19 protein-coding genes are annotated in these 17,454 nt (G+C 66.2%); 9 read left to right on the forward strand and 10 right to left on the reverse strand.

Annotated elements, in window-relative coordinates; all coding sequences use genetic code 11:
* Positions 1 to 9 precede the first annotated feature (9 nt).
* Complete coding sequence (locus ACTIAO_RS04505; RefSeq protein WP_441905072.1) at positions 10 to 255, reverse strand: zf-HC2 domain-containing protein; 246 nt, start codon at positions 253 to 255, stop codon at positions 10 to 12.
* Positions 252 to 914, reverse strand: a complete 663-nt coding sequence (locus tag ACTIAO_RS04510; protein WP_441905073.1) for a sigma-70 family RNA polymerase sigma factor — start codon at positions 912 to 914, stop codon at positions 252 to 254. The genes ACTIAO_RS04505 and ACTIAO_RS04510 overlap by 4 nt, the downstream gene beginning before the upstream one ends.
* A gap of 50 nt (positions 915 to 964) precedes the next feature.
* Here ACTIAO_RS04510 and aroA point away from each other — a divergent pair, with 50 nt between their 5' ends.
* The 3 genes from aroA to bcp are packed head-to-tail and all read left to right on the forward strand — an operon-like array spanning position 965 to position 3,858.
* Positions 965 to 2,305 carry a 3-phosphoshikimate 1-carboxyvinyltransferase gene (gene aroA, locus ACTIAO_RS04515; protein ID WP_441905074.1) on the forward strand — a complete coding sequence of 447 codons (1,341 nt, stop codon included), beginning with the start codon at positions 965 to 967 and terminating at the stop codon, positions 2,303 to 2,305.
* Positions 2,302 to 3,372: a ribosome small subunit-dependent GTPase A gene (rsgA, locus tag ACTIAO_RS04520; RefSeq protein WP_441905075.1), complete on the forward strand. Its 1,071-nt coding sequence runs from the start codon at positions 2,302 to 2,304 to the stop codon at positions 3,370 to 3,372. The genes aroA and rsgA overlap by 4 nt, the downstream gene beginning before the upstream one ends.
* A 9-nt stretch (positions 3,373 to 3,381) precedes the next feature.
* Positions 3,382 to 3,858, forward strand: coding sequence for a thioredoxin-dependent thiol peroxidase (gene bcp, locus ACTIAO_RS04525; protein WP_441905076.1), 477 nt, complete (start codon positions 3,382 to 3,384; stop codon positions 3,856 to 3,858).
* Here bcp and ACTIAO_RS04530 read toward each other — a convergent pair whose 3' ends face one another.
* The gene (locus tag ACTIAO_RS04530; protein ID WP_441905077.1) at positions 3,859 to 4,290 is read right to left on the reverse strand and encodes a hypothetical protein; all 432 of its coding nucleotides are present in this window, start codon (positions 4,288 to 4,290) and stop codon (positions 3,859 to 3,861) included.
* Positions 4,291 to 4,498: 208 nt separating this feature from the next.
* Between ACTIAO_RS04530 and ACTIAO_RS04535 the strand changes: the two genes are divergently transcribed.
* Positions 4,499 to 4,747: a WhiB family transcriptional regulator gene (locus ACTIAO_RS04535; protein WP_017203224.1), complete on the forward strand. Its 249-nt coding sequence runs from the start codon at positions 4,499 to 4,501 to the stop codon at positions 4,745 to 4,747.
* 54 nt (positions 4,748 to 4,801) lie between these two features.
* On the opposite strand, the gene ACTIAO_RS04540 is transcribed toward ACTIAO_RS04535, so the two are convergent.
* A complete protein-coding gene (locus ACTIAO_RS04540) occupies positions 4,802 to 6,286 on the reverse strand; it encodes a sensor histidine kinase (protein ID WP_441905078.1) in 1,485 nt (494 codons plus the stop codon).
* A gap of 28 nt (positions 6,287 to 6,314) precedes the next feature.
* The gene (locus ACTIAO_RS04545; protein WP_441905079.1) at positions 6,315 to 6,701 is read right to left on the reverse strand and encodes an Rv3235 family protein; all 387 of its coding nucleotides are present in this window, start codon (positions 6,699 to 6,701) and stop codon (positions 6,315 to 6,317) included.
* A gap of 123 nt (positions 6,702 to 6,824) precedes the next feature.
* On the opposite strand from ACTIAO_RS04545, the gene ACTIAO_RS04550 reads away from it, so the two are divergent.
* Complete coding sequence (locus tag ACTIAO_RS04550; RefSeq protein ID WP_441905080.1) at positions 6,825 to 7,415, forward strand: hypothetical protein; 591 nt, start codon at positions 6,825 to 6,827, stop codon at positions 7,413 to 7,415.
* Between the two features lie 33 nt (positions 7,416 to 7,448).
* On the opposite strand, the gene ACTIAO_RS04555 is transcribed toward ACTIAO_RS04550, so the two are convergent.
* Positions 7,449 to 7,721: a helix-turn-helix domain-containing protein gene (locus ACTIAO_RS04555; protein ID WP_441905081.1), complete on the reverse strand. Its 273-nt coding sequence runs from the start codon at positions 7,719 to 7,721 to the stop codon at positions 7,449 to 7,451.
* Positions 7,722 to 7,820: 99 nt separating this feature from the next.
* Here ACTIAO_RS04555 and ACTIAO_RS04560 point away from each other — a divergent pair, with 99 nt between their 5' ends.
* Positions 7,821 to 8,441: an SAF domain-containing protein gene (locus tag ACTIAO_RS04560; protein WP_441905082.1), complete on the forward strand. Its 621-nt coding sequence runs from the start codon at positions 7,821 to 7,823 to the stop codon at positions 8,439 to 8,441.
* Positions 8,438 to 9,727 (forward strand): AAA family ATPase, encoded by a 1,290-nt coding sequence (locus ACTIAO_RS04565; RefSeq protein ID WP_441905083.1) that lies wholly within the window; start codon positions 8,438 to 8,440, stop codon positions 9,725 to 9,727. Before ACTIAO_RS04560 ends, ACTIAO_RS04565 begins: the two co-directional genes overlap by 4 nt.
* Here ACTIAO_RS04565 and ACTIAO_RS04570 read toward each other — a convergent pair.
* Both ACTIAO_RS04570 and secA read right to left on the reverse strand, forming a co-directional pair.
* Positions 9,618 to 10,844, reverse strand: a complete 1,227-nt coding sequence (locus ACTIAO_RS04570; protein ID WP_441905084.1) for a pyridoxal phosphate-dependent aminotransferase — start codon at positions 10,842 to 10,844, stop codon at positions 9,618 to 9,620. The genes ACTIAO_RS04565 and ACTIAO_RS04570 overlap by 110 nt on opposite strands.
* A gap of 45 nt (positions 10,845 to 10,889) precedes the next feature.
* A complete protein-coding gene (secA, locus tag ACTIAO_RS04575; protein WP_441905085.1) occupies positions 10,890 to 13,703 on the reverse strand; it encodes a preprotein translocase subunit SecA in 2,814 nt (937 codons plus the stop codon).
* A gap of 165 nt (positions 13,704 to 13,868) precedes the next feature.
* Here secA and ACTIAO_RS04580 point away from each other — a divergent pair, with 165 nt between their 5' ends.
* The gene (locus ACTIAO_RS04580) at positions 13,869 to 14,435 is read left to right on the forward strand and encodes a PadR family transcriptional regulator (protein ID WP_441905086.1); all 567 of its coding nucleotides are present in this window, start codon (positions 13,869 to 13,871) and stop codon (positions 14,433 to 14,435) included.
* Positions 14,436 to 14,476: 41 nt separating this feature from the next.
* On the forward strand, positions 14,477 to 15,796 hold the full coding sequence (locus tag ACTIAO_RS04585; RefSeq protein WP_441905087.1) for a hypothetical protein: 1,320 nt from the start codon (positions 14,477 to 14,479) through the stop codon (positions 15,794 to 15,796).
* Positions 15,797 to 15,992: 196 nt separating this feature from the next.
* On the opposite strand, the gene hpf is transcribed toward ACTIAO_RS04585, so the two are convergent.
* Positions 15,993 to 16,655: a ribosome hibernation-promoting factor, HPF/YfiA family gene (gene hpf / locus ACTIAO_RS04590; protein WP_441905088.1), complete on the reverse strand. Its 663-nt coding sequence runs from the start codon at positions 16,653 to 16,655 to the stop codon at positions 15,993 to 15,995.
* A 114-nt stretch (positions 16,656 to 16,769) separates the two neighbouring features.
* A complete protein-coding gene (locus ACTIAO_RS04595; protein WP_441905089.1) occupies positions 16,770 to 17,411 on the reverse strand; it encodes a ComF family protein in 642 nt (213 codons plus the stop codon).
* Positions 17,412 to 17,454: the final 43 nt, after the last annotated feature.

Raw genomic sequence — 17,454 nt, forward strand, 5'->3', positions numbered from 1 at the left:
CGAGAAAACTCAGTGCGCGGCGGCCTGCGCAGCGCGCAGCTTGGTGAGCACGATGTCGCGCAGCTCCTCGGGAGCCGTCTCCTTGCACGCCCGCGCCACGACCTCGGTCAGTGTGCTCGCGACGAGTGCCTCGCCCTGGCAGGACGCGCAGTTCTCGATGTGCTCGCGGATCTCGGTGTGCTCGGTCTTGCACACCTCGTTGCGGAGGTACTCCTCCAGGTCCTGACGGGCTTTGTCGCAGCCGCAATCGTTCATTTCTTGCTCCTCGTACCGGCCGCGACGATTCCTCGCTCCGCGGCGTAATCTGCCAAAAGCTCCCGAAGCATCCGTCTGCCACGGTGCAGACGGCTCATCACGGTGCCGATGGGAGTCTTCATGATGTCTGCGATCTCCTGGTACGCGAATCCCTCCACGTCTGCCAGGTACACCGCGAGGCGGAAGTCTTCGGGGACTTCCTGAAGCGCGTCTTTGACGACGGATGCCGGCATGCGGTCGATGGCTTCCGCCTCCGCGGATCGGCTGTGCGAAGCCGTCGTGGACTCCGCGCCGCCCATCTGCCAGTCCTCGAGCTCGTCGATCGTGCCCTGGAACGGCTCGCGCTGCTTCTTGCGATAGATGTTGATGTAGGTGTTCGTGAGGATGCGGTACAGCCACGCTTTCAGGTTCGTGCCCTGAGTGAACGAGGACCATGATGCGAAGGCCTTGACGAACGTCTCCTGCACGAGATCGGAGGCATCGGCAGGATTGCGCGTCATGCGCATGGCTGCGGCGTACAGCTGATCCATGAACGGGATCGCCTGTTCTTCGAACTCGCGCTGCGCAGTGCCGGCGCCTTCTGGGGTTGTCGTGTCATCCATCACCGGCCAGTCTAGGCCGACGACGTCTTCGAGACGACGTTCCAGGGTTGCAACCATCACCACTCCTTCCTCAGCGTTTGCGAGGTCATTCACTATGGTTGGAACCAATGAGCGACACAACGTATTCCCCTTCCTCCGCTGCAGGCGCCTATGACGCCCCTTCGGCTGCCGGCGCTGTGCACTCGACGTTGACCATTCCCGGGTCGAAGTCACTGACGAATAGGGAGTTGATGATCGCTGCGATCGCCGACGGCCCGGGCCGGCTGAGTGCGCCTCTGCACTCCGAAGACTCGACCCGCATGGTGGAGGCGCTCCGCGCTCTCGGCATCGGAATCGAAGAGGTCGAGGGCAACGGACAGTTCGGGCCGGATCTGATCGTCACACCGGCCCCGCTGCACGGTGACACCACCATCGACTGCGGCCAGGCCGGAACCGTCATGCGCTTCATCGCACCGCTGGCGGGCCTCGCCGCCGAGGACGTGCACCTGACCGCGCATCCAACGGCCCTGCACCGTCCGATGGGCGCCATGATCACGGCCCTCCGGGATCTCGGCGTCGACATCGACGACGAGGGAACGTGGTCGTTGCCGTTCACGATCCGCGGTCACGGCCGCATCCGCGGCGGGCGGGTCGAGATCGACGCCTCCTCCTCCAGCCAGTTCGTCTCAGGACTCCTCTTGGCCGCTCCGCGCTTCGACGTCGGCCTGCACCTCGTGCACACCGGCGAGCATCTGCCGAGCCTGCCGCACATCGATATGACCATCGAGTCGCTCAGCCGTCGCGGCATCCGCATCGAACGTCCGGCCCCGGGCGAGTGGCTCGTCGAGAACGGTGTGCCGCGCGCCAAGGAGATCGCGATCGAGCCGGACCTGTCCAATGCCGCGCCGTTCCTCGCCGCCGCGATGGTCACCGGAGGGGAAGTCTCCATCACCGGCTGGCCGCTGCACTCCACGCAGCCCGGAGCGCTGCTTCCCGACATCCTGCAGGCGATGGGCGCCCATGTGAGCCGGCACAGCGGAACGATGACGGTCCGAGCCGGTGACAGCATCCGAGGCCTCGACATCGACCTGTCTGCCGCGAGCGAGCTGTCCCCCACCATCGTTGGACTGGCCGCATTCGCCGACGCTCCCACGACGATCCGCGGGATCGGTCACATCCGCATGCACGAGACCGACCGCATCGCCGCCCTCATCGGCAACATCACGGCGCTCGGCGGCGAAGTCGAAGAGCTGCCGGATGGGCTGCGCCTGATCCCGCGTCCCCTGCACGGCGGCGAGTGGGCAGCTCATCACGACCACCGCCTCGCCACCACAGGGGCCCTGGTCGGATTGCGTGTGCCCGGCGTCGTCGTCGACGACATCGGCACCACCGCGAAGACCCTGCCCGAGTTCACGCAGCTGTGGGAACGCATGCTCGACGGTGATACCGCCGGAGGCAGCGGCGCGTGAGCTGGCTCCCCCCCGACGACGACCTCGATGGTGATTTCGAGGACTTCGACGAGAGCAGCATCCGCACCCGCCCCAACCCGAAGGCGAATCGTCCGCGCACCAAACGGCGTCCCGCGCACGAGGATGCCGAGATCGGCCGTGTGCTCGGAGTCGACCGCGGCCGGTACAGCGTCATGCTCGACGAGGGAGGTCCCGAGGAGCGTGTGATCACGACTACCCGCGCCCGGGAGCTCCGCCGCATGCCGATCGTGACGGGAGATCAGGCCCGCGTGGTCGGCGACACGTCGGGTGCGGAGGGAACCCTGGCACGGATTGTGGGGATCGTGGAGCGCTCCTCGCTGCTGCGCCGCAGCGCGGACGACACCGATCAGGTCGAGCGGGTGATCGTCGCGAACGCGGATCAGATGCTGATCGTGGTCGCCGCCGCAGATCCCGAGCCCCGCCCCCGACTGGTCGATCGTTATCTCGTCGCGGCTCTGGATGCCGGCATCCGCCCTCTTCTCGTCGTCACGAAGACCGACCTGACCGACCCCGCACAGTTTCTGGCGCACTTCGCCGGGCTGGATCTTCAGGTCTTCACCAGTGCGCAGGACGAGATGCCCCTCGATGAGGTGGGCGCGGCCCTCATCGGGCACTCGACCGTTTTCGTCGGCCACTCGGGCGTGGGAAAGTCCACGCTCGTGAACGCTCTCGTCCCCTCTGCCGGGCGCGCGACCGGGCATGTGAATCAGGTCACCGGCCGGGGGCGGCACACGTCCTCGTCCACTGTCTCGCTGCGCTACGAGAGCGGCGAGGGAACCGGCTGGGTGATCGACACTCCCGGTGTCCGCTCCTTCGGGCTCGGCCACGTGGACACCGCGAACATCCTCGCGTCGTTCACAGAACTCGCCGAGATTGCCGAGAGCTGTCCGCGCGGATGCACCCATCTCGCCGATGCTCCCGACTGCGCCCTGATCGAAGCCGCCGAGCGCGGTGCGCTCAACGACGCAGAGCTGTCGCGGCTGGATTCCCTGCAGCGTCTGCTGCAGACCTTCGCCGACAAGTCCGACAGCAGGGACGCCAAGTAGGCTGGGCTCGTGACTGATCTGCGACTCGCCCCCGGAACCCCCGCTCCCGATTTCTCTCTGCGCGACCAGGACGGCATGACCGTCAACCTGTCGGACCTGCGCGGCCAGAAGACGATCCTGTACTTCTATCCCGCCGCGATGACGCCGGGCTGCACCACTCAGGCCTGCGACTTCCGTGACAGCATCTCCTCGCTCCAGGGCGCCGGCTACCGCGTCATCGGAGTATCCCGCGACGAGCCCGCGAAGCTTGCCCAGTTCCGCGAGCGCGATGGACTGACCTTCACGCTTCTGAGCGACCCGGATCACGCCGTGCACACCGCATACGGCGTGTGGGGCGAGAAGATGAACTACGGCAAGAAGATCGAGGGCGTCATCCGCTCGACGTTCGTGCTCGACGAGCAGGGCATCATCACGCTCGCGCAGTACAACGTCAAAGCCACCGGGCACGTCGCTCGGCTGCGCAAGACGCTCGGTATCGACGCCTGATCAGCCTTCGCTCTCCGGCTCTGGCTGTGACTCTGGCTCTTCCTCGGGCCGCGCTTCCTTGCGCGATGACGCGATCAGCAGGATGAATCCGACGAGCCCGGGGATGCCGACGCCGAGGACGAACCCCCATGCTGCGGGCTGCACGGTGATCGCAGATAGCGCGAGCACGACGGCAAGGATCTGAAGGACGACACCGCCGGAGCGGGCCCACATGCGCCCACGACGAGTGCCCACCGCAAACGCGAACAGAGCGGCCGCGGCGATCAGGATCAGCACGATCAGTGCGATCGCCGTGGGCAATGACGCAGCCTCGCCGGCGCCGAGTCCGAAGAGGTCGATCAGCGCGAAGACGACGAGGACGACGCCCTCGAGAGCGAGCACTACTGCGGCCGCTGTCGCCAGACCGGGTGATCGCACGGTGTCCTCTGTCACGCTGCCTCCTGAGAATTCATCTTTACAGGCAGAAAACTCTTGATTTTACACCTGAGCTGTAACACAATATTAACAGTCATGTGCTCCCACAGCGGCGTGGGGCGAGCTTCTGCTCGCACTACAGATGAGCGATGAATCCCGATTTTGTCGCACGAACCGAGTCTTCGCATCGCGATCGCTCACAGATCACCCATACCGAGGAGCCCCCATGGATTGGCGCGACAAAGCCGCCTGCCTGACCGTCGACCCCGAGCTGTTCTTCCCTGTCGGGAACACCGGCCCGGCCGTAGACCAGATCGAAAAGGCGAAAACCGTCTGCGCCACCTGCACGGTGACCGAGATCTGCCTTCAATACGCTCTGGAGACCAGCCAGGACTCCGGTGTCTGGGGCGGGCTGTCCGAGGACGAGCGCCGCGCCCTCAAGCGTCGCGCCGCCCGCGCACGCCGCGCCTCCTGATTCACGACCGCCGCGCCGTCCGCATCTGCGGATTCGGCGCGGCGGTGCTTTTCCCTACTTGTTCATCCAGCGCGTAGGGATATCGATCGACACTTCGGTGCCCTCCCCTTCGGCGCCGTTCCACTCGATGCTGCCACCCAGCTCCCCCTGAATCAGGGTGCGGATGATCTGCGTCCCCAGCCCCTGGCCGACGCGCCCCTCGGGCAGTCCGTGGCCGGTGTCGCGGACGGACACGTGCAGGTTCTCGTCGGTGCGCACGGCATCGATGGTCACCGTGCCCTCTGTGCCGGCCAAGCCGTGCTCCACCGCGTTCGTGACGACTTCGGTCAGGGCGAGAGCGAGAGGCGTGGCGTATTCGCTGGGCAGGACGCCGAAACGTCCCGTCGAGTGCGTGCGTGCGCGGGTGTTGGGGGCGGCAGCGACCTCGGCGACGAGCTTGAGGACACGATGGAAGACCTCATCGAAGTCGACCTTCTGCGTGAGCCCCTGCGCGAGCGTGTCATGCACGACGGCGATCGCGTCGACGCGGCGCATGGCCTGAGTGAGAGCATCCCGTGCTTCATCCGAATGGGTGCGGCGGGCCTGGATCCGCAGCAGTGAGGCGACCGTCTGCAGGTTGTTCTTCACCCGGTGATGGATCTCACGGATCGTGGCGTCCTTGGTGATGAGCTCCTGCTCCTGGTGACGCAGCTCGCTGACGTCGCGGCAGAGGATGATCGCGCCGATGCGCGTGCCGTGGTCCTTCAGCGGTATCGCCCGCAGTGAGACGGTGACCCCGCGCGCCTCGATATCGGTGCGCCAGGGGGCACGCCCGGTGACGACAACGGGAAGGGATTCATCTACCTGTTGGGTCGCTGGCAGGATGCGGGTCGTCACCTCGGCGAGAGATTCTCCCTCGAGCTCGTCTTCGAAGCCCATCCTGTTGAACGCCGAGAGCGCGTTCGGACTCGCGAACGTGCTGATGCCGTCGACATCAATGCGGATGAGGCCGTCCGAGGCACGGGGAGCACCGCGGCGCGGAGAGGTGGGGGCGGAGAGATCCGGGAACTCTCCCGAGGTGATCATGCGGAAGAGATCGTTGGCGCACTCGTCGAACGTGATCTGCTGACGAGACGGCGTACGCGCCTCACCGAGGTTCGTGTGCCGGGTGACGACGCCGATCACCGGTGGTTCCTCACCGTCTTTGCGGTGCATCCGGATGATCGGCACGGCCCGCACACGAGTGGGCGTCTCTTCGAACCAGTCCGGTGACGACGAATCGACGATCTCGCGGGAGTCGAAAGCACCCTGCACCTGCGTGCGCCACTGCGGACGCACCCGCTCCCCCACGATGTCGCGGTAGAAGAGCGTGGCCGCACCGCTCGGACGCGTATGCGCGACAGCGACGAAGCTGCCATCGTTCGTGGCGACCCACATCACGATGTCGGCAGAAGCCAGGTCGGCGAGAAGCTGACCGTCTCCGGTCAGTCGGTGGAGCCATTCGACATCATCATCGGTCAGACAGCCCTGGGCATGGACGAGATCACTGAGGGTTGACACCCTTCAAGACTAGTCAGCCCCGCACTCCTCAGAGCACGGCGAACGACGTGGCGCGCCAGCGCCGGTCAAGCCCTTCCAACCGGATCGCCACGGCGCGGGTGCGCCCTGGACCGGAAACGATCACCACGGCCTCGACGATGCCGTCAGTGGGAACCGTCTCATGGATCGAGAGGACCTCGAACACGGGGCGGTCCGGCGTCGTTCCGCGTGCGCTGCGTGCACGCGCCGAGAGATTGGCGCGGGCACCGAGCTTCCGGAAGGCATCCTCGCTGAACCAGCGGGCGAGCTGATCGAGCTCGCGCACGCCGGCGAAGACCTCGAGCACCCCCTGAGTGAGACTTCGCAGCAGCGGCGTGGGGCTCGGCAAAGCGGATGCGGGCGTCGGCTGCGGTGCAAAATACTCTTGTAGCGTCATCGTCGTCACTCTCAGTATGGAACGCGAGCCAGTACAGCACGGGTCCGCTCCCTCGCGCTGAGCCTCGAGCGCAACATGTGGATAACTCGTATGCCGTGCGACCGGCTCCCGTACGCTCGTCGTGTGCATTGGGATCGTCTGTTCGAAGACCTCGAGGGTCAGCTCGCCGCCGAGTGGGAAGCCGAGCGCGCGGCGCTGGATGCCGAATCCGAGCGGCTGCGCATCTCTCGCCTGACCCTGCGCAACCGCCTGCGCGTCCTGCAGCAGACGGATGCGCCGGTCACCGTCCGCCTCGCCGACGGGGAACGGCAATCAGGGCGATTGCACGCCGTCGGAGCGGACTGGCTGGCGGCGCAGACCGTCGATGCGCCGAGCGCGCTCATCGTGCCGTTGCAGGCTGTTCTCGGCATCGAGACTCATCACGGTGCGATCCTCGACACGCTCGAGGACGGTGTCATCAGCGCGGACGGAGTGCGCGATCGCATGACACTCGGCTTTCTGCTGCGCGACTTCGCCCGGCGCCGGCTCCCGCTGCGCATCGCCCTGACCGACGGTGAGGTCCTGCACGGCACGATCGACCGTGCCGGCGAGGACCATCTCGATTTCGCCGTGCACGACACCGGCGATGCGCGGCATGCCCGTGCCGTGCGCTCGTTCCGACTCGTGCCGTTCACCGCCGTGCGCTGGGTGCGCGCATCCGGCGCAGCCTTCTGAGCCGCCCGCTAAGGACGCCGCCTCAGGCGCTCTCTAAGGACGCCGCTGCGTACCCCACACCTCGGGGAAGCTCGCCTCATCTGCCTGCCGCCACAGCGCCATCCGCCGGGATTCCTCGGTCTGCTCCTCGAGATAGTCGGCGATGCTCGACTCTTCCACCCGCCAGCGAGCAGGGGAACCGAGTTTGGCGCCGCGCAGGCGCCCGGTGACGACGAGCGCGACGACCTCATCGACCTCGATGGCAAGCAGCTCTGCGACCTGCGCGGGCGCGAGGAAGCGAGGAGCAGATGCGGGCGAATCGGCCATGCCACCTATTGTGGCCCTCCTGCGCCGTCCCGCAGTACTGCCCCACACCCCTGTGGATAACTTCGAACCCGAATTCTCCGATTCTGTGACGATATCTTCATGACGACGCATCCGCGTACCAAGCGCGCTTTCTGGGGCGATATTCGATTCTTCATCGGTATCGCGTTGGTCATCCTCTCGATCCTCGGAGTCTGGCTGATCGTGTCCTCGGCCCGCGAGACGACGCCTGTCCTGCAGGCGAATCGCACGATCGCACAGGGCGAGGCGCTCGCATCCGATGACTTCCGGGTCGTCGAGGTGAGCCTCGGAGCAGTCCTCGACGAGTATCTGGCGCCCCAAGATCTCGTGTCCGGAATGATCGCGTCACGCACGGTCGAAACCGGTGAGCTCCTCCCTGCTGTCGCAACCGCCGATGCACAGAGCGGGCGCACGACGAACATCGTGATCGAGAGCAGTGTCGGCCTCCCCGAGCACATCGGGGTCGGAACGCCGGTCGAACTCTGGTATTCACCGCCTCTCGACGACGCGGGTGAGTACGACGCTCCGCGCATCCTGGCCGCGGACGTCGTTGTCGCCTCGATCCCCGAATCGGATGGGATGCTGGCACAGCACAGCGCGGCCATCGAGCTCATCATCGACCGTGCCGACGTCGCCGATGTTCTTGCCGCCATCACCGGCGGTGCAGCACTGTCGGTTGTGCCGCTCGGGGCCGGATCATGACATCCGTGCTGATCGCGCTGCCCGAGCCCCGCGCATCCGAGATCGCCATGGGTCTGAAGAACGCCGGAATCGACGTCGTGGGGACCACCTCGCCCGATGCCGTGACTCCCGCGCTGCTCGCCGACGCCGATGCGATCATCCTTCCAGCCACCCGCACGGCGCTCAGCGGCGAGCTGGTGGGCACCTGCGACAGCGCCGGGGTGCGCATCGTCGTTCTGGGCGCATCCGAATCGCGTTTGCTGAGCAGATATGGGCTCCCCCAGGCGCTCCCCGAGGATGCTGATGCGTGGCAGATCGCCGATGCCCTGTCCGAGGAGACTCCGGTCGTCGCCGCTTCAGCGCCAGCATCCCCGCATCGCATCATCGCGGTCTGGGGGCCGCAGGGCGCTCCGGGCCGCTCGACGGTCGCCATCCAGCTCGCCACCGAGCTGTCGCGCACCGCTCGTCGATGCGCGCTGGTCGACGCCGATACCGTGGCGCCGTCGCTCGCGCTGCTGCTCGGGCTCGGTGACGACGCCCCCGGGCTCGCCGCCGCCTGCCGGCGCGCGGAATTCGGCGGTTTGGATGCTGCGGAGCTCGGCCGTCTCTCCGCGCCCGTGGAGACGAGCTCAGGCAGCGTCGAGGTGCTCGCGGGGCTCAATCGACCTTCCCGCTGGCCAGAGCTCTCAGCCGACCGCGTGAGCGCAACGCTGCGCGTGTGCCGCGACTGGGCCGATGCCACCGTGGTCGATGTCTCGGCAGCATTCGATGCCTACGAAGAGATCTCAGACGACCTCGCCGGTCCCCGCCGTCATGCTGCGACAACCGCCGTGCTGCGGGAAGCCGATGTCATCATCGCCGTCAGCGCCGCCGACCCGCTCTCGATCTCGCGCTTTCTGCGCGACCACGCCGAACTGCGGGCTCTGGTCGGACCGACCGCGCACATCTGTGTTGTCGTCAACCAGGTGCGCCCGGGACCGCTCGGCATCGATGCACGTGGCCAGATCCGCCGGGCACTCGAGCAGTTCGCCGGGATCACCGATATCGCCTTCCTCCCGTTGGATCAGCGTGCGGCCGACGCCGCGCTGCTGCATGCCCGGCCGATGGCCGATGTCACGCCGCGCTCCGCACTGGTCGCCGCCGTCCGACGCCTCGCGAATCATCTCGAGCCGTCTCCGATGCCAGCTCGGACACGGGCTACTGCCGGTAGCTCGCGAGAAAGTTCCCGAGCCGCTCGATGGCTTCGCCGAGTACGCGCGGTTCCGGAAGCGTCACGACGCGGAAGTGATCCGGAGTGGGCCAGTTGAACCCGGTGCCCTGCACGAGCAGGATCCGCTCGGCCACCAGCAGGTCGTAGACGAACTTCTCGTCGTCATGGATCTGATGCACCTCAGGATCGAGGCGTGGGAAGGCATACAGTGCCCCCTGCGGCTTCACGCATGAGACGCCGGGGATCGATTCGAGTCCTTCCCAGGCGATGTCGCGCTGTTCGTGCAGTCGTCCGGACGGTGCGATGAGCGAGCCGATGGACTGCACGCCGCCCAGCGCTGCCTGCACGGCATGCTGCGCGGGAACATTCGGACACAGTCGGGTGGAGGCGAGGAGGGTGATGCCCTCCAGGAAGCCCTTCGCGTGGCGCTGCGGACCGGTGATCACCACCCAACCGGAACGATAGCCCGCAACGCGATACGTCTTGGACAGCCCGTTGAACGTCAGGCAGAGCAGGTCGGGTGCGAGCGTCGCGGTGGGGATGTGTACAGCGTCGTCGAAGAGGATGCGGTCGTAGATCTCGTCGGAGAGGATCAGCAGCTGGTTCTCCCGCGCGATCCGCACCATGCCCTCGAGCACCTCGCGCGAGTACACGGCACCGGTGGGGTTGTTCGGGTTGATGATGACGATCGCTTTGGTGCTCGGGGTGATCTTCGAGCGGATGTCCTCGAGATCCGGCTCCCAGCCGTTCTGCTCATCGCACACGTAGTGCACGGGGGTGCCGCCGGCGAGGCTGGTCATCGCGGTCCACAGCGGATAGTCGGGGGCGGGAATGAGCACCTCATCGCCCTCGTCGAGAAGCGCCTGCATCGTCATCGTGATGAGTTCGGAGACGCCGTTTCCGAGGTAGACGTCATCGGGCCCGAACGGTGGGAAATCCTCGATCTGCTCGTAGCGGCTGACGACGGCGCGCCGCGCCGAGATGATGCCCTTGCTGTCGCTGTAGCCGTGCGCTGTGGGGAGCGCTGCCAGCATGTCGTGCACGATCTGGTGGGGAGCCTCGAATCCGAAGATCGCTGGATTCCCGGTGTGGAGCTTGAGGACGTTGTGGCCGTCGGCCTCCAGGCGCGCCGCCTCGACGAGCGCTTTACCGCGAATCTCGTACAGGACGTTCTTGAGCTTCGACGACTGGTCGAAGGTGCGCGTGGGAGTCATTGAAAAAGCCTACCGGCTCTGCCGGTAGGCCTTTTCACGTGGTGCTTACTTCTTCTTCTTGCCAGCGGCGCGGCGCTGCTCGCGGTTCTGCGGGGCCGCAGCCGGGGCCTCGGTCCGCTGGCCGAACGCGCCACGCGGGGCTTCCTGCTGAGGGGCCGGTGCCTCTGCGCCGGACGCAGCAGCGGCCTCGGCGGCCTTGCGCACCCGATCCGTGGCGGACTGCTGCACCTGGCCGCGTTCGTTGCGCACTTCGACGTCGCCCGAGTCGTTGGGCGCGGAGTACTCCAGCCGCTGCTCTCCCCCATCGGTCATGAGGCCCTTCGCCTCGACCTCGGGGCTCTGCGCATCGCCAGCGCTTCGCACCTCGACCTCGAGGTTGTAGAGGTAGCCGACGGACTCTTCCTTGATCTGGCCCATCATCGACTGGAACATCGCGAAGCCTTCGCGCTGATACTCGATCAGCGGATCGCGCTGCGCCATCGCTCGGAGGCCGATGCCGTCCTTGAGGTAGTCCATCTCGTAGAGGTGGTCGCGCCAGCGGCGGTCGAGCACCTGCAGCACGACACGACGCTCCAGCTCGCGCGCGGCGGCCTCACCGAGGGACTCCTCACGCGTCTCGTAGGCGATCTTCGCGTCGGAGAGCAGCTCACGGGTGAGCCCGTCGGGGGTGATGCCGCCCTTGCGGCCGCCGGCTTCTGCCACGACCTCGTCGATCGTGACGCTGACGGGATAGAGCGTCTTCAGCTCGGTCCACAGCGCGTCGAAGTCCCAGCTCTCGGCGTGTCCTGCGCCGGTGTGATCGGCGACGACAGCCGTGATGGCGTCTTCGATGAAGTGCTGCACGCGGCCCGCGATGTCATCGCCCTCGAGGATGTGACGGCGGTCGGCGTAGATCGCCTCGCGCTGACGGTTCAGAACATCGTCGTACTTCAAGACGTTCTTGCGCATCTCGGCGTTGCGCGATTCGACCTGCGACTGCGCGCTGCGAATGGCCCGCGAGACCAGACCCGACTCGATCGGGACATCATCGGGGAAATTCGTACGCGCCAGGATCGCCTCGGCCGCACCGGACTGGAACAGGCGCATGAGGTCGTCGGTGAGGCTCAGGTAGAACCGGCTCTCACCGGGGTCGCCCTGACGGCCGGAGCGACCGCGCAGCTGGTTGTCGATACGCCGGGATTCGTGGCGCTCGGTTCCGAGCACGTAGAGGCCACCGGCTTCGATGACCTTGGAGCTCTCTTCGGCGACGACTGCCTTCATCTGCTCGTAGGTCTCATCCCACGCGGACTCGTACTCCTCCGGCGTCTCTGCCGGATCGAGCCCCTTCGACTTGAGGTCCTGCACAGCGAGGAACTCCGCGTTGCCGCCGAGCATGATGTCCGTGCCTCGACCGGCCATGTTCGTCGCGACGGTGACGGCGCCCAGGCGCCCTGCTCGAGCGACGATCTCGGCCTCACGCGCGTGGTTCTTCGCGTTCAGGACCTCGTGCTTGATGCCCTTCTTCGCCAGCAGGCGGGAGAGGTACTCGCTCTTCTCGACGCTGACCGTGCCGACGAGGACCGGCTGGCCGGTTTCGTGGCGCTTCAGGATGTCCTCGACGACCTGTTCGAACTTCACCGTCTCGTTCTTGTACACGAGGTCGGGCTTGTCCTTGCGGACCATCGGCTTGTTCGTCGGAATCTGCACGACGCCGAGCTTGTACGTCGACATGAACTCAGCGGCCTCGGTCTCGGCCGTACCGGTCATGCCGGCGATCTTGTCGTAGAGACGGAAGTAGTTCTGCAGCGTGACGGTCGCGAGCGTCTGGTTCTCGGCTTTGACCGGAACAGCTTCCTTCGCCTCGATCGCCTGGTGGATGCCCTCGTTGTAGCGGCGTCCGACCAGGATGCGGCCGGTGTGCTCATCGACGATCATGACCTCGTCGTTCATCACGACGTAGTCGGTGTTCTTCTTGAACAGCGCGAGCGCCTTGATCGAGTTGTTCAGGAACGAGATGAGCGGCGTGTTGGCGGACTCGTAGAGGTTGTCGATGCCGAGGTAGTCCTCGACCTTCTCGATACCGGGCTCGAGCACGCCGATGGTGCGCTTCTTCTCGTCGACCTCGTAGTCTTCTCCGGCCTCGAGCGTCCTTGCGATCTTGGCGAACTCGGTGAACCACCGGTTGGCCTCACCGGACGAGGGGCCCGAGATGATCAGCGGCGTGCGGGCCTCGTCGATGAGGATCGAGTCGACCTCGTCGACGATGACGAAGAAGTGCTCGCGCTGGACGAGGTCTTCCTTGCGCCATGCCATGTTGTCGCGCAGGTAGTCGAATCCGAACTCGTTGTTCGTTCCGTATGTGATGTCGCACAGGTACTGCTGGCGCCGCACTGCCGGGGTCTGTCCGGAGACGATCGTGCCCGTGGTCATTCCGAGCGCGCGGTAGACACGCCCCATGAGCTCCGCCTGATAGCTGGCAAGGAAGTCGTTGACCGTGACCAGGTGGGCGCCCTTGCCCGCGATCGCGTTGAGATACATCGCGAGGACGGCCGTGAAGGTCTTGCCCTCACCGGTCTTCATCTCGGCGATGTTTCCCATGTGCAGGGCCGCACCACCCATGAGCTGTACGTCGTACGCACGCATGCCGAGGATGCGCTTGCCCGCTTCGCGCACGGCGGCGAAGGCCTCCGGCATCAGCTTGTCGAGCGTCTCGCCGTTCTCGTACCGCTCGCGCAGCACGGTGGTCTCGTTCTGAAGCTCTTCGTCGGTGAGCTTCTCGAAGTCCTCTTCGAGGGCATTCACGGCCTTGGCGACCTGGTTCAACCTGCGAAGGACTCGTCCCTCGCCTGCGCGCAGCAGCTTCTCAAGAGGATTCGCCACTTTTAGTCTCCCTGTGGGGTCAGATTCCCAGCCACCCAGATCGGGCTTCAACGCCGGGCATACCTCGCTATGTTACCGGCCGGTGACCTTTGCGTCGTCTGCATGCCGCATCGCTCCCACATTGCCTGGTATGTATATGCTGAGCAAGCACTTCAGGAGGTTCGCATGTCCGTCCGTCAGAGTCTGCTCGCGATCCTCGATCAGGGACCGTGCTACGGCTACCAGCTGCGTCACGAATTCGACCGGCGCACCGGCTCCACCTGGCCGCTCAATGTCGGCCAGATCTACAACACCCTCGAGCGCCTCGAGCGCGATGGATTCGTCGAGCGCGGCGAGACGGACTCCCAGGGTCACGTCTACTGGCAGATCACGGATGCCGGGAGCGCTGAAGTCGCGCACTGGCTCGCTTCGCCCGTCGTCCGCGGGCGGGCGACGCGCGATGAGATCGCGATCAAGATCGCCGTCGCCGTCACGCTGCCAGGAGCGGATGCCGGTGGAATCCTGCGCGCGCAGCGTGATGAGTCGCTGGCCCGACTAGAAGAGCTCCGCGGTTCGCTCTCGGACGACCTGGCAGCAACGGTGATTACGCAGTCCATGATCTTCGCGGCGGAAGCCGAGGTGCGCTGGCTCACGCACACCGAGCAGCTGATGGCGCAGCATCCGCAGCATGCCCTCTCATTGGAGCTGGCCACGGAACGTCCCAAGCGCGGGCGACCCGCCCGCATCATCTGATCCCCAGCCTCTCCATGGCCAACGGAAAGTAGGATCGGCTCATGGCCGGTTTCTGGGGTAAGCGTAAACGTGAGCAGCAGGCAGCACAGGCGGCCCAGGACGCAGATCTTGCCCGGCGGGCAGAACAGGCCCTTGTCGCGGCAGACGAACGCATCCGCACCGCCGGCGACGAGTTGGCCTTCGCCGAGGCAGAGCTCGGTGCGTCCCTCACGAAGGATCTGAGATCCGCGCTCAGCGCGGTGAAGACGCATCTGGGCGAAGCGTTCCAACTGCACCAGCTCAACCACGACGAGATCCCCGACACGGACGAAGAGCTGCGCACGCGCAATGCCCGCATCGTGCAGCTGTGCGACTGGGCCGAGGATCTGCTCGATGAGAAGACCGCGGTCATCGCGGAGTCCGTCTCGACGGTGCGCAACGCGCCCCAGGTTCGCGCGAAGGTACGTACAGATGCGGATGCTCTGGCGGAGCGTCTGCCCGCCACGCGCGACATCATCGAACGACTGTCATCGCGGTATGCCGACAGCGCGATGCACCAGATCGCCAACAGCGCTGGCGAGGCCGAGCAGCTCATCACCTTCGCCCGCCACGGTGCAGACGTCGCCGAGCGGCGGCGTGCCGCAAAGCAGAACGAAGAGGCCAATCTCGCCCTCGAGACGGCGAGCGAGGCCATCCGACGCGCTGGCGCGATCCTCGATGCCGTCGAGGATTTCGAGATCGAGGCGCTTCGCGCGGAATCGACCCTCGCCGAGGTCGTCGCCGATTCCCGCGGCGACATCATCGCCGCCCGCAACGCCCCGAACGTTCCTGCGGTGAGCATGGCGGTGAGCGAACTCGAGCGGGCACTCGACGCCCTCTCCCCCGCCGGCTCACGCAACGACCCCTTCGCCGAGCTCACGCAGCTGCGCACCGCGAACGCGGCGCTCGACGATGCCATCGCGAAGGCGCAGTACCGTGCGCAGCATCCGCTTCCGAGCATCGCTCAGGTGCGGCATTCACTCGATGACGCCGACAGGCAGCTCGGTGTCGCCCGCGGCCTGATCTCCGGCCACCGCGGATGGATCGGCGCCGACGCCCGCACCCGCTTTGCCGAGGCCGAGCGGCTGCGCATCGACATCCCCGAGATGATCGACGCGGAGGAGACGCGCGAGCAGGCGCTTGCAGCATCCCGCCGCGTCGCACAGCTCGCCGCCGAGGCGCTTCAGCTCGCCCAGCGCGACATCGACTCCGCCCGTCCGCAGCAGCAGGGCTGGGGCGGCGACAACTGGGGCGGTGGCCGCCGTGGCGGCGGCGGCGACGTCATGGGCGGCATCATGGGCGGCCTGGTCATCGGCAGCATCCTGGACGGCATCTTCGACTAGGCGGTGATCGTTTCGACTCGCTGGCGCTCGCTCAACGCGTTTCGTCTCGCTCCGCTCGCTCAACGACCGGACTAAGCTCAACGCGTTTCGACTCGCGAAGACCCGCACTGAGCGAGCGTAGCGAGTCGAAGTGTCGCTCAACGACCGGAACAAAAATGGCCTGCGTCACGAGGACGCAGGCCATTCTTGATTCAGGTCAGGATGCGAGCGCCTCCGCCTGCTCGGGGGCGGCCTGCGTGGTGAGCGAGATCACGCCGTAGTCCCAGCCCTTGCGGCGGTAGACGACGCTGGGGTGATCGCTTCGAGCATCGATGAACAGGAAGAAGTCGTGTCCGACGAGCTCCATCCGGTCGACGGCCTCCTCCACGGTCATCCACTCGGCATCGAAGTTCTTGGTACGGATGACGACGGGAGAGTAGTCCTCCTCCTCCGCCTCCGGAACCGGCACAGCACCGGTGGCGACAGCCCGAAGCACATCTGCAGAAGCAGGCTGCACGTCGATCCCCTCGAGCGAACCAGTGCCCTTCTCGAAGTGGGCACCGCGGGGATGCTGACGTCCATCGACGCGCTTCTCCTTGGCACGGCGCAGCTGCTCGGCCATCTTGTCGATCGCAAGGTCCAGCGCAACGAACTTGTCGCCGTCGACAGCTTCTGCACGTACGACCGGGCCCTTGCTCACGAGTGTGAGCTCGACGGTCTCGTCAGGAACACGCCCGCCTCGATAGGCACGATGCGTGACCTTGACCTCCAGCCGCTGCGCTTTCGCGGCGAACTGCTGGATACGGGCGATCTTCTCTTCGACAACGGTTCGGAAGCGATCGGTGATACCCACCCCGACGCCAACGATGCTTGTTTCCATTGCTGCCTCCTTGTCCCGGTCCTCCCGGCCAAGGGCGGACCGTGGTCGCCTTGTGTCCACCCACCGTAGCCCCCGGTCCCCCCGATTGTCACGAATCGTTCACGATGTATTTCCTCAGAGTCCACGATGTCTGGGCGTCGCAGCCAGAACGACCGCACCGCACACCCGGAATCCCGCATGTTCCAGCGCTCTCGCGCCTTCATCGAGGGTGGCTCCGGTGGTCACGACGTCGTCGAAGACGATGACGTCCCGTATGCCCCGGGCGTGTCGCACGCGCATGCTTCCGGCCACGTTCCGGCGCCGCTGCTCGAGATCGAGCTCTCGTTGATCCGCTGTGCGCCTGGCCGATGCGAGCAGTCGTGACGGGACCAGACCCGCGCGGCGCATGAGCAGCTCCGGAACGCGATATCCGCGACGCCGGAAGGCCGCACCGCTCGTCGGCACCGGCACGAGCAGCGACTGCGGATGCTCGTCGAGCGCGCTCGCGCTCACAGCGGCGAGCGCCGCGCCCAGCGGACGCGCGAGCAGCGTCTCACCCTCCTCCTTCACACGGCGGATGCAGCGCGCAGCCACGCCGTCGAACGCCAGGGCAGCGACAACCGGCATCCCGTCGGGCGTCATCGAGTGCACGGGGCGCGCGACGAGCTGATCACGGCAGTGGTCGCACAGCAGCGTCGCCGGGGCGTCGCACCCCGCACAGCTCGCTGACAGCACGAAGGCCGCGAGCTCGTCCGCCAGCATCGTCCAATCAGTCATCCTCCGAGAATGGCCGGGTCGCGCACTCGAGAACCGCGGGGCG

The sequence above is a fragment of the Microbacterium sp. genome (genome assembly GCF_052099035.1).
GTDB lineage: Bacteria > Actinomycetota > Actinomycetes > Actinomycetales > Microbacteriaceae > Microbacterium.